This is a genomic window from Kribbella yunnanensis (assembly GCF_039529655.1).
GTDB lineage: Bacteria > Actinomycetota > Actinomycetes > Propionibacteriales > Kribbellaceae > Kribbella > Kribbella yunnanensis.
In genome coordinates this window covers 282469-292820 of sequence record NZ_BAAANF010000016.1, presented here as the reverse complement: position 1 = coordinate 292820, position 10352 = coordinate 282469, and the positions used below count along the sequence as shown (strand labels likewise).

Annotated in this window: 7 protein-coding genes; 4 read left to right on the top strand and 3 right to left on the bottom strand. The window is 68.0% G+C overall.

The features are described from left to right. Positions 1-630: 630 nt before the first annotated feature. From ABD231_RS22280 to ABD231_RS22270, 3 genes are read right to left on the bottom strand one after another with little or no spacing between them, the layout of a single operon-like run. Positions 631-1608, bottom strand: coding sequence for a uroporphyrinogen decarboxylase/cobalamine-independent methonine synthase family protein (locus tag ABD231_RS22280; RefSeq protein ID WP_344155131.1), 978 nt, complete (start codon positions 1606-1608; stop codon positions 631-633). After that, complete coding sequence (gene mnmA / locus ABD231_RS22275) at positions 1605-2696, bottom strand: tRNA 2-thiouridine(34) synthase MnmA (protein WP_344155128.1); 1092 nt, start codon at positions 2694-2696, stop codon at positions 1605-1607. The genes ABD231_RS22280 and mnmA overlap by 4 nt, the downstream gene beginning before the upstream one ends. Continuing rightward, positions 2696-3898: a cysteine desulfurase family protein gene (locus tag ABD231_RS22270; RefSeq protein ID WP_344155125.1), complete on the bottom strand. Its 1203-nt coding sequence runs from the start codon at positions 3896-3898 to the stop codon at positions 2696-2698. The genes mnmA and ABD231_RS22270 overlap by 1 nt, the downstream gene beginning before the upstream one ends. A 181-nt stretch (positions 3899-4079) precedes the next feature. Here ABD231_RS22270 and ABD231_RS22265 point away from each other — a divergent pair, with 181 nt between their 5' ends. From ABD231_RS22265 to menC, 4 genes are read left to right on the top strand one after another with little or no spacing between them, the layout of a single operon-like run. After that, positions 4080-7391 (top strand): serine hydrolase, encoded by a 3312-nt coding sequence (locus ABD231_RS22265; protein ID WP_344155122.1) that lies wholly within the window; start codon positions 4080-4082, stop codon positions 7389-7391. Continuing rightward, positions 7391-8467: a M20 family metallopeptidase gene (locus ABD231_RS22260; RefSeq protein WP_344155119.1), complete on the top strand. Its 1077-nt coding sequence runs from the start codon at positions 7391-7393 to the stop codon at positions 8465-8467. The genes ABD231_RS22265 and ABD231_RS22260 overlap by 1 nt, the downstream gene beginning before the upstream one ends. Further along, the gene (locus tag ABD231_RS22255) at positions 8464-9246 is read left to right on the top strand and encodes a GNAT family N-acetyltransferase (protein WP_344155116.1); all 783 of its coding nucleotides are present in this window, start codon (positions 8464-8466) and stop codon (positions 9244-9246) included. Before ABD231_RS22260 ends, ABD231_RS22255 begins: the two co-directional genes overlap by 4 nt. Beyond that, positions 9243-10340: an o-succinylbenzoate synthase gene (menC, locus tag ABD231_RS22250; RefSeq protein ID WP_344155113.1), complete on the top strand. Its 1098-nt coding sequence runs from the start codon at positions 9243-9245 to the stop codon at positions 10338-10340. Before ABD231_RS22255 ends, menC begins: the two co-directional genes overlap by 4 nt. Positions 10341-10352: the final 12 nt, after the last annotated feature.

The window sequence follows — 10352 nt, the reverse complement described above, 5'->3', positions numbered from 1 at the left end:
CCACCTCGCCCCCAAAGAGCAGCCCTCCGCTCCCCAACACGCCCGCTGCTCTTTGTGCACCCCACTCATCTTTGGGAACCCACCAACCACTTCGAGCCCACGAAAATGGTTGGTGGGTGCACAAAGTTGGACCTCGTGCACAAAGAGAAGGCGACCCACCTTTGGGGGTGGGGAGGGTGGCGGGTGGGCGTTTCGGGCGGGCGGGTGGGCGTCTCGGGCGGGTGGTTGGCTGTCTGCGCGCCGACAGGACGTATGGGCGTACTGGGCCGGATCCACGCCCAGTACGCGGCGGATCCACGCTCGGTGGGCGGCGGGTGGCACGCTGGCGGGCGTATCCGTCCTGTCCGTTGGAGGATGGGAGAGCCAGCTGCAAGCGGTTAGCCCACCCGCACTCACGTGGGTCAGCCCCAAGGCCGGTTGGTTAGCCGGTTCGGGGTGGTGTCAGGAGCGGTGCTGTACGGCGCGGCTGGGGAGCGCTACCCCACCGAATCGGCGGGTAGGGCTCCCCGGTCCTGGGGAAAGCGTGGTGGTGGTCCCGCCCGAACCGGTTTGGGGAGTTGGGTCGCCCGAGCCGCCTTAACTAACCGGCCTTGGGGTCAGCCCATCAAATGGGGAGGACCAGCCGGGATGTCAGGCGTCGGCGGCTTCGCCTACTACGTCGACGATTTTGCGGAGGAGGTCCAGGCGGGCTCGGGCGTCGCGGGGTGAGGGTGACGCGGCGAGGCCGCAGGCGGGGGTGATGACCACCTGCTTCATGAGTTCGGGGTCGAGGCCTAGCTCGCGCCAGCGACGGATCAGCGGGGCTGCGGCCTGCTCCTGGTTCGGCAACGCACCGGTGGTGGGTACCAGGCCGGCGTAGATGGTGGCGCCGGCTTCGGACGCGATGGCGAGTTGGTCCCAGCCGGGCTCGTTGAGCAACGAGATGTCCACAGCGATCCCGGAGGCACCGGACTTGGTGAACACCTCGATCGGCGGCCGGGCTGCGCAGCAGTGCACCACGGTGGGTCCAAAGCCGGTGAACTGGCTCAGCAGCTCCACCGCACCCGGCCCGTCGACAGACCGATGCTTGCTCCAACCAGATGCGGTCGGGATAGCTCCAGCCAGTACGGCGGGCAGTGCGGGCTCGTCCACCTGCAGTACGACGTCCGCCCCGGGCACGCGTTTGCGAATCTCGGCCAGGTGCTGCTCAACGCCGTACGCCAGCGCCTGAGCGAGGTCACGGCGTGCACCGTGGTCCGCCAGCACCTTGTCACCGCGCGGGCGCTCGACAGTCGCGGCCAGAGTCCACGGACCGGTGACCTGCACCTTCAGCGGACCCACATAGCCGTCGGCGTACTCCTCCAGCACGTCCAGGTCTTCCCGCAGCAGTGCACGCGCCCTGCGCTGGTCCAGACTCGCGGTGGCGTCACCGCCCCCAGTCAGCCGCCACCCGGCTGGCTGCAGGTCCGCGGCCAGTTCGGTCACCAAGGCGATCGCCCTGCTCAGCATGTCGCCGTACGGGCGTGCCGGGAGCTCAGCCAGGAACGGGATGTCGACCGCTTCGAGCAGGACCTTGGTCCACTCGCGCATGTCCTCGCCCGGCAGAGAGCCCAGGCCAGTCGTCGTCACGCGTGCTGCGCAGCTACGCGAGTGACCGCGTCGATGGTGGCAGACCCGATGACGCGGGTGCCGTCGTACAGGACCACGGCCTGTCCGGGGGCTACTGCGGAGGCCGGCTCGGTGAAGTCGACCAGGACCTGGTCGCCCTCGAGGCGTGCGGTCACTGCGATCTCCTCGCCGTGCGCACGCAGCTGGGCGGTCACCTGCAGCTCGGACGTCGGCATCGGACCGCACCAGCGCGGCTTCGAGGCAGTCAGCCCAGTCACAGCGAGCTCTTCGCGCGATCCGACCGTCACCGTGCGGTCGACCGGGCTGATGTCCAGGACGAACCGCGGCTTGCCGTCCGCGGCCGGCGTACCGATCCGCAGGCCCTTGCGCTGGCCGACGGTGAAGCCGTGGGTACCGCTGTGGTCGCCGAGCTTGTTGCCCTGCGCGTCGACGATGTCACCGGGCGACTCCCCCAGGTGCTTGCTGAGGAAGCCGGCAGTGTTGCCGTCGGCAATGAAGCAGATGTCGTGGCTGTCCGGCTTGTCCGCCACCGACAGCCCGCGGCGCGCGGCCTCCTCGCGGATCTCGGTCTTGACCGTGTCACCGAGCGGGAAGAACGCATGGGCCAGCTGCTGCTGCGTGAGCACGCCCAGCACGTAGGACTGGTCCTTGGCCGGGTCCACCGCGCGGTGCAGCTCACGACCGTCCGGAGTGTCGACGATGCGCGCGTAGTGACCGGTCACCACCGCGTCGAAGTCCAGTGCGAGCGCGCGCTCGAGAACCGCGCTGAACTTGACCTTCTCGTTGCAGCGCAGACAGGGGTTCGGTGTGCGGCCCGCGGCGTACTCGGCGACGAAGTCCTCGACCACATCGGCGTGGAACCGCTCGGCCAGGTCCCAGACGTAGAAGGGGATGCCGATCACGTCCGCGGCACGGCGTGCGTCCCGGGAGTCCTCGATGGTGCAGCACCCACGCGCACCGGTCCGGTACGACTGCGGGTTGCGGCTCAGCGCCAGGTGCACTCCGACGACGTCGTGCCCGGCTTCGGCCATCCGCGCCGCCGCGACGGCGGAGTCCACTCCGCCGGACATGGCTGCGAGTACCCGCATCAGGTGTTCCTTCCCACGTTCTGCAGACCGGCGGACTGTGCCCGCTCCACGACCGGTCCGATGTTCTCCAGTACGGCGTCGATGTCGGCCTGACTCGACGTGTGTCCCAAGGTGAAGCGCAGCGACCCGCGTGCGCGCTGGTCGTCGTACCCCATGGCCAGCAGCACGTGGCTCGGCTCGGCGACTCCGGCGTTGCAGGCGGAACCGGTCGAGACCTCGATCCCGCGGGCGTCGAGCAGCAGCAAGAGCGAGTCGCCCTCACAGCCGCTGAACGACAAGTGTGCGTTACCCGGCAAGCGACCGGCCGGGTCACCCGACAGTTGCGCGCCGTCGACAGTCTCCAGGACACCCTTGATCAGTGTGTCCCGCAGTCCGGTCAGCCGGGCGGCCTCCAGCGGCTGCTCCTTGATCGAGTGCTCCACTGCGACCGCGAATCCGGCGATAGCCGGCGCATCCAGCGTCCCGGAGCGTACGTCGCGCTCCTGGCCGCCACCGTGCTGCACCGGGGTCAGCTTGGTCTCCTTGTGCACCACCAGCGCGCCCACGCCGTACGGGCCGCCCAGCTTGTGCGCGGAGACGGTCAGCGCGTCGACACCCAGCGCAGCGAAGTCCACCGGCACCTGCCCGATCGCCTGGACGGCGTCGGTGTGCACGGGGATCCCCCACTCGGCGGCCAGCGCAGCCACCTCCCGGACCGGCTGGACCGTGCCGACCTCGTTGTTGGCCATCATCACCGTGACGAAGGACACCGTCTCCGGTGCCGACTCGATCGCTCGCCGTACGTCGTCCGGCCGGACGCGGCCCAGGTCGTCGACCGGCAGCCACTCGAGCTGTGCGCCTTCGTGCTCGGCGAGCCAGACCGCCGGGTCCAGTACGGCGTGGTGCTCGATCCCGCTCAGCAGGATCCGGCGGCGGCGCGGGTCCTCGGCCAGGCGTGCCCACCACAGCCCCTTCAGGGCCAGGTTGTCCGCCTCGGTACCGCCGGAGGTGAAGACCACCTCGCTCGGCTGCGCTCCCAGCGCGGCGGCGATCGTCTCGCGCGACTCCTCGACGGTCCGGCGAGCGGCCCGTCCGGCACCGTGCAGCGAGGATGCGTTCCCGGTGCGCCCCAGGTGCGCCGCCATCGCCTCGATGGCTGCGGGCAGCATCGGAGTCGTCGCAGCGTGATCGAGGTAGACCGCACGAGGGCGCAAAGAAGTCATAACACCCTCAAGGGTAAGTCCTGCCGGGATGTTCCCGATCCGCCGCCGGGATTCCGGACACGCCGGGCACTTGGTCTGCCCAGACGAATTGCGCCCGATCACTTGTCGAATCCGACAAGTGCATCCCTGGGTACCGCCACCTAGCATCGCCTCAGCAGCTGCTGCCACCGAGGAGGACTTCGTGACCCGACGTCTGCGCATCGATGACCTGGCCGAGCTCGCCGTTCCGGAGCAGCCCACGCTGTCACCTGACGGCAGCCAGATCGCGTACGTCCTGCGGACCACCGATCTGAAGGCCGACCGCGACCTGCGGAACCTCTGGCGAGTCCCGGCGGCAGGTGGCGAGCCACGGCAGCTGACCCGGTCCGACGGCGACAGATCGCCGGTCTGGTCACCGGACGGCACCAAGCTCGCGTTCCTGCGAGCCAAGGACGGCCCGCCGCAACTGTGGGTGCTCCCCACTGACGGTGGTGAGCCGGAGCAGCTCACGACGCTCCCACTGGGCGCTGGTGCACCTAAGTGGAGTCCGGACGGCACGCGGATCGCCTTCAGCGCACCGGTCGACATCGCGCCGGTCGAGGGCGGCGGCCAGGACGCACCGATCGTCACGGATCGGTTGGACTACCAGTCCGATGGCGCCGACTGGCTGCGGACAGTCCGCCGGCACATCCACCTGCTAGAGGTCTCGTCGAAGCAGATCCGGCAAGCCACCGAGGGTGACTGGAACGCGGGCGCCCCGGCCTGGTCACCTGATGGGACGAAGCTGGCGTTCGGCGCAGCTACTGCGACAGATGCGGACCTCACCGCGAAAGCACCGGCGTACGTGCTGGATGCGACCGATGCAAAGGCCACGCCACGCCTGGTCGGTCTGGCCGACGGACAGGTCGCAGCGTCCGGCTGGACGGCCGATGGCGAGTCTCTGCTGCTGGTCGGCAACTTGCACGGACCAGTGGGCCACAGCCGCCTGCTGCGACTGGAGCTGGCGTCCGGCACGGTCACTGAGCTGGCGGAGTCCTTCGACCGCAACGTGATGGTCGGTGAACCGGCCTACCCAGGCGGTCACCCGGTTCTGATCGACGAGGGCAACACCGTCCTGTTCTGTGCGCGCGACCGCGGCTGCACCCACCTGTACGCCGTACCGGTGGCTGGTGGCGTTCCGAGGCGAGTACTGGGCGAGGCGGGTCAGAACGTCTCCGGTATCAGCGTGGTGGGCGGTGTCGTCACGACCACGCTCACCACCGAGACGTCGTACGGCGAAGTTGTCACCGCCGACCTGGAATCCGGTGCGAGCACCACACGGACGTCGTACGGCGAGAAGCTCAAGGACGTCGAGCCCTTCCGCCGAGTCGAGCGCGAGTTCACCATCTCGGACGGGACCGTGGTCGCGGCCTGGCTGATCCGCGACCCGGACGCGACCGGAGCCCAGCCGCTGCTGCTGGACATCCATGGTGGTCCGCACGGCGCCTGGAGCGCTGGAGCCGACGAGATCCACGCCTATCACCAGGAGCTGGTCTGCCGCGGCTGGAGTGTGCTGCTGGTGAACCCTCGCGGCAGTGACGGGTACGGCGAGGAGTTCTTCACCGGTGTGGTCGACGGTTGGGGGACGTCCGACGGCAAGGACTTCTTGGAGCCGATCGACGAACTAGTTGCCGAAGGCATCGCAGACCCCGATCGGCTCGCAGTCGCCGGCTACAGCTACGGCGGTTTCATGACGTGCTATCTGACGAGTCGGGACAACAGGTTCGCGGCGGCCGTCACCGGCGGAGTGATCAGCGACCTGACCAGCATGACGGGCACGTCGGATCTCGGGCACTACCTGACCGCCTTCGAGCTGTCTGGTGGCGACCTGGCCGCGATGTCACCGATGACCCAGATCGATCAGGTACAGACGCCGACGCTGATCATCCATGGTGACGCTGACCGCCGCTGTCCGCTCGGGCAGGCGCAGCAATGGCACACCGCACTGCGGGAACGCGGTGTGCCCGCCCAGCTGGTCCTCTACCCAGACGCAGACCACCTCTTCATCGTGCAGGGCAAGCCATCGCACCGCCTCGACTTCAATCGCCGGACGCTCGAGTGGGTCGAGCAGTACGCCGGTAGTGCGACCGGACCGCGTCGTCCGCGGATCGATGCGGCGCACTGGCAACGCAGACTGACCACACTGGCCGCCAAGCACGGCGTCGTGGGCGCAACGCTCGGAATCCTGCGTGCAGACGAGCTGGTGCAAGCCGCGACCGGCGTACTGAACCAGCAGACCGGTGTCGAGGTCACTACGGACTCGCTGTTCCAGATCGGGTCGATCACGAAGGTCTGGACGACCACTCTGGTGATGCAGCTCGTCGAGGAGGGTCTACTCGACCTGGACGCGCCCGTGGTCGCCGTACTGCCCGAGCTGCAGTTGAGCAATCCGGATGTCGCCAAGCAGATCACCATGCGGCACCTGCTCACGCACACGAGTGGTATCGACGGTGATGTGTTCGAGGACACCGGCCGTGGTGACGACTGCCTGGAGAAGTACGTCGAGGTGCTGGCGAACGTCAGCCAGAACCATCCGCTCGGTGCGACCTGGTCCTACTGCAACTCCGGCTTCTCACTGACCGGACGGGTGATCGAGAAGCTCACCGGCAAGACCTGGGACCAGGTGCTGCGAGAGCGCATCATCGAACCGCTCGAGCTGGAGCACACGGTCACACTGCCCGAAGAGGCCCTGATGCATCGGGCCGCGGTCGGGCACGTCACTACGCCCGACACCGGCACCCAGCTGGCACCGGTCTGGGGCTTCCCGCGGTCCGTCGGGCCGGCTGGGCTCATCACGTCGACCGTCGCCGACGTACTAGCTTTTGCTCGACTGCATCTGGATGCCGGCCTTGATCCGAGCGGCAAGCGGCTGCTCTCCGAGGCGAGCGTCACCGAGATGGCCGCGCAGCACGCCGACCTGCCGGACAAGCACACGCTGGCTGACTCCTGGGGACTCGGCTGGATGCGGTTCGAGTGGGACGGCCGACGGCTGATCGGCCACGACGGCGGCACCATCGGACAGGCGGCGTTCCTGCGGATCCTGCCCACCGAAGGACTGGCCGTCACGCTGCTGACGAACGGCGGCGGCGCCGGCGATCTGTACGACGAGCTGTTCCGCGAGATCTTCGAGGAGCTGGCCGAGGTCACGATGCCAACTCCCCTGGTGCCACCGGCCACGCCGCCTACGGCCACCGTGGAACGGCACACCGGACGCTACGAGCGCGGTGGTTCGATGCAGGAGGTGCTGGTCCGCGATGGTGAAGCGGTACTGCGCACCACAGTCACCGGACCGCTGGCAGCGCTGGTGCCCGAGGTGGTGCAGGAGCGCACTTTGGTCGCGGTCGACGACAGTGGCGACCTGTTCGCGTTCCAGCCGGACGGTGTGTTGGCTTGGACTCCTGTGACGTTCTATTCGCTGCCGACCGGTGAGAAGTACCTGCACCTCGGCTTACGCGCGACACCGAAGGTGGACTGATGGATCTGCTCGCGGATATCGAGACCCTGGTGACCTGCGAGTCACCGTCGGCCGACAAGACCGCAGTTGCGGCCAGTGCGGACGTCGTTGCCCAGCTGGGGACCGAGCGCCTCGGCAAAGCACCGGAGTACGTCGTCATCGACGGCTGGACGCACCTGCGCTGGAAGTTCGGCGACGGGCCGAACCAGGTGCTCGTCGTCGGCCACCACGACACGGTCTGGCCCTTGGGCTCGCTGGCGACCCACCCGTTCCAGATCGAGAACGGCGTCATGCGCGGACCGGGGTCCTTCGACATGAAGACCGGTGTGGTGATGGCGTTCCACGCCATTGCCGCACTCCCTGACCCGAGCGGTGTCACGCTGCTGGTGACCGGTGATGAGGAGCTGGGCTCACCGTCGTCCCGGGCGCTGATCGAAGCCGAGGCGGCCGGCTGTGTGGCCGCACTGGTGCTGGAAGCGTCGGCGGACGGCGCACTCAAGCTGGAACGCAAGGGCGTCTCCAACTACGAACTCCGGATCATCGGTCGCGCCTCCCATGCCGGACTGGAGCCAGAGCTCGGTGTGAACGCCAGTGTCGAGGCCGCGCATCAGATCCTCGCAGTCAACGAACTGGGCAACCCAGCGGCGGGTACTACGGTCACACCGACCAAGCTGGTCTCTGGCACGGTCCGCAACACCGTCCCGGCCGCGGCGAGCTTCCTGGTCGACGTCCGCGCCCGGACTGTCGCAGAGCAACTCCGAGTGGACGAAGCGATGCGAGCACTCCAGCCCGTGCTGCCGGAAGCAAGGCTGGAGCTGATCGGCGGACCGAACCGGCCGCCGTTCGAACGCAAGATGGCCGAAGACCTCTACGAGCACGCCTCTCGACTCGCAGCAGAGCTCGGTCAGCCGCCACTGCGCCAGGTCTCCGTCGGCGGTGCGTCCGACGGCAACTTCACCGCAGGCATCGGTACGCCGACTCTCGACGGCCTGGGCGCGGTTGGCGGCGGCGCACACGCCGACGACGAACACGTCATCGTCGAAGAGATCGAACCCCGCACCCGACTTCTCACCAGACTCATCTCCGAGTTGCTATGACTGAGACCTCCACAGCTGTCCAGGTGCGCGAACTGACCGAACTGGCCGACCTCGAAGCGGTCTACCAACTGTTCGACGCCATCTGGCGACCGGACCCGAACAATCCGCCCGTGACCACCGAACTGTTGCGCGCGATGTCCCACTCGGGCAGCTACGTGAGCGGCGCGTACGACGGCATCGAACTGGTCGGCGCGTGTGTCGGATTCTTCGGTGCGCCGTCGGAGCGGACTCTGCACAGTCACGTGGCCGGTGTGTCCCGTCAGGCCCGCAGCCGAAACGTCGGGTTCGCCCTGAAGCTGCACCAGCGGGACTGGGCGCTGCAGCGTGGTCTCACTGCGATCGAGTGGACCTTCGATCCGCTGATCCGTCGCAACGCGTACTTCAACTTCGTCAAGCTCGGTGCGCGACCGAAGCAGTACCTGACCAACTTCTACGGTCAGATGCGCGACGAGATCAACGGCAACGACGAGAGCGATCGGCTGCTGGTGCGCTGGCAGATCGACGAGCCGGTCGGCGGTGTCGAGGCATCGGCGACAGCCATCGCCCTGGATCGCGGCAGCGACGGTCGACCGATCCGCACTGAGTTGCCGATCACCGGCCCGGTGGCAGTCGCCGTACCGGGTGATGTGGAGAGCTTGCGTGCAACGGACTTCACTGTGGCTCAGGAGTGGCGGCTGGCGGTGCGTGAGGTGCTCGGTGGCTTGCTGGCGGACGGTGCGCGGGTCACGGGCTTCGATCGGACCGGATGGTACGTAGTCGAACGAGAGGGAGTGGCATGAAGCTGACCGGAGTCGAACTGCGACGGGTGTCGCTACCGCTGGTGTCGCCGTTCCGGACCTCGTTCGGGACCGAGGTCACGCGGGACGCGTTGCTGGTCCGGGCGGTCGGCACCGAGGCCGAGGGCTGGGGCGAGTGCGTCGCCATGGCCGCACCGCTGTACTCCGAGGAGTACGTCGACGGCGCGATCGACGTACTGCGCAGATACTTCGTGCCCGCGATGGCGAACGTCTCCGAAGCCACCCAGGTGGCGCCGGCGCTGGCGAAGTTCCACGGGCATCGGATGGCGAAGGCCGCGCTGGAGACCGCCGTACTGGATGCCGAACTGCGGACCGAGGACCGGTCGCTGGCTCGTGAACTGGGCGCTGTCCACGACCGTGTCCCCTGTGGAGTGTCCGTCGGCATCATGGACTCCATTGATCAACTGTTGACTGCCGTTGACGGCTATCTCGATGAGGGATACCTCCGAATCAAGTTGAAGATCGAGCCCGGCTGGGACATCAAGCCAGTCGCCGCGGTGCGGGAGCGGTTCGGCGACATCTTGCTGCAGGTCGATGCCAACACGGCGTACGGCGTCTCGGATGCCCGGCACCTGGCCCAGCTCGACGCGTTCGACCTGCTGCTGATCGAGCAGCCGCTCGACGAGGAGGACATCCTCGGCCACGCGGAGCTGGCCCGGCAGGTCAAGACACCGATCTGCCTGGACGAGTCGATCACGTCGGCCCGCGCGGCCGCTGCGGCCATCTCGCTGGGCGCGTGCTCGATCGTCAACGTCAAGCCCGGCCGCGTCGGCGGCTACCTGGAATCCCGGCGCATCCACGACGTCTGCGTCGCGAACGGCATCCCGGTCTGGTGCGGCGGCATGCTCGAAACCGGGATCGGCCGCGCCGCGAACGTGGCCCTGGCCGCCCTGCCCGGCTTCACGCTGCCCGGTGACACCTCGGGGTCCTCGCGGTACTACCAGACCGACATCACCGCGCCGTTCACGCTGGCGGATGGTCACCTCGCCGTACCGACCGGCCCTGGCATCGGCGTCGAGCCACTGCATGAGGAGCTGGCCGCGTTCACCACCTCCACCGAATGGCTGCCCCTGTAGGAATCAACAAAG